The following is a 1653-nucleotide window of genomic DNA, read 5'->3' as shown; positions in this document are numbered from 1 at the left end:
GGCGTTTTTGTCGGTGCCGATGGTTACCGTCACCCTGTGACCAAAAAACGGCAGCCGATCCCGCCCGGCCTGGAGCACCTTGCCCCCGGCGCGGAGCTGGCCGCCGTCCTGGCCGGGATCGACATCACCCGCCTGGACGGCTTCGACGCCGTCATCGTCCTGCAGGCCTATGCCCGCCTCGAAGCGCACGTGCAGGCCCGGAAAGCCACCGTGATGGCCGAAGTCGGCCTGTACGAGATTTCCGCCAGCGGCATGGAGAAAATGCCCGAGCCGGACAAGAACTCACCCGACGAAATCCGGGCCGCGTTGCGGCTCACCCGCCGCGCGGCCGAGCGTGAATACGGGATCGCCTACGACCTCAAAGTCCGCCTCCCCATGGTCCGAGACGCCCTGGAAGCCGGGACGATCGACAAAACACGGGCGGTGGTGTTCTGCGACTGGCTCGAAGACATCCCCATCGAACTCGCCCGCGCTGTGGCCGGCCACCTGCTCCCCAACGCAGGCCGGTGGACCACCAGCGAACTACGCGAGAAGATCAAGAAGCTGCTCATCGCCGCTGATCCCGGCTGGGCCCGCCGCCGTTATGAGCGGGCGGTCCACCAGCGGCGGGTCGTCGGAGTGCGCCACGCCGACGGCTCGGCCACCATCACCGGCCAGCAACTGCCGGTGGACCAGGCCGCCGCCGCGATCGCCCGCGTGGCCGCCATCGCGACACGGGCCAAGAGGACGGGCCTGCACGCCCCGATCGACCACATCCGCGCGGATGTGTTCCTCGGCTTGCTGGACGGCAGCATGTCCGGTCTGGACGACGACGGCGTGATCGCCGTCTTGTTCGCCGCCGCCGCCCGCGCGAAGGCGGGTGAGGAAGAGGACTACGACGGCCAGCTCTCCGACGACCTCTCCACCGGCGATCCCGATGATCCCGAGGGTTGCGACCCCTTCGATGGCGGCGAGACCGGCCACGCCAGCACACCTGATGACACCAGCGCGCCCGGTGCCCCTCGCCCCTTCGGCGGCCGCGAAGACAGCCACACCAGCGAGCCTGACGACACCAGCGGGCCCGAGGGCACGCGCCAACCGCAGGCGCGGGAGAACCAGGGCGGCTGCGACACCCTCCCATCCGACGCCGCTTCCCCGGCTGCTCCCACGTCGGTGAGGGCCGGAACCGATGGGCGGGCCGACGCTCGAGCGGGTGGGAAGGTGCCGGCAGCATCCGATGGCAGTCAGAGCGCGTTCCTCGGGTATGCGGCCGGCGAATTGCGGGTGCGGGCGTCCACGCTGATGCATCTGGACGATCTGCCCGCCGAACTGGCCGGATGGGGGCCCATTCACGCTCATCTCGCTCGTATCGTCGCCAAGCGCCAGATCGGCGGCGAGTGGCGGTTCGCCGTGTGCGACGAGGACGGGCACCTGTTGTTCGCCGGGGTTACTCGGCGTCGCCCCGGAGGCTGGCCCCGCCAGACGGGGGCTGCCGGAGAGCCGGAGCCAGAGGTGCGGGTGGTGCCGGTACGCGGTCGCGGGATCGTCGAGCTGCAGTTCCCGCTGTCCCTGCTGCGCGCGTTGCATGCCGACCTGCACGCCTTGGGCGGCTGGGCCGGTGTGGTCGCCGACGTCCTCGGCCAGTACGAGGCCGCCGACCCGGACCACGCCCCC

The 1653-nt window shown here is 70.7% G+C and carries 1 protein-coding gene; it reads left to right on the top strand.

Annotated elements, in window-relative coordinates; genetic code table 11:
• Positions 1–1653: DUF222 domain-containing protein (locus AWQ71_RS29075; RefSeq protein WP_169806655.1), on the top strand; the 1653-nt coding region annotated here is incomplete at both ends.

The organism is Microtetraspora malaysiensis (genome assembly GCF_001528665.1).
Lineage (GTDB): Bacteria > Actinomycetota > Actinomycetes > Streptosporangiales > Streptosporangiaceae > Microtetraspora_A > Microtetraspora_A malaysiensis.
This window is presented reverse-complemented; position numbering and strand designations above follow the sequence as displayed.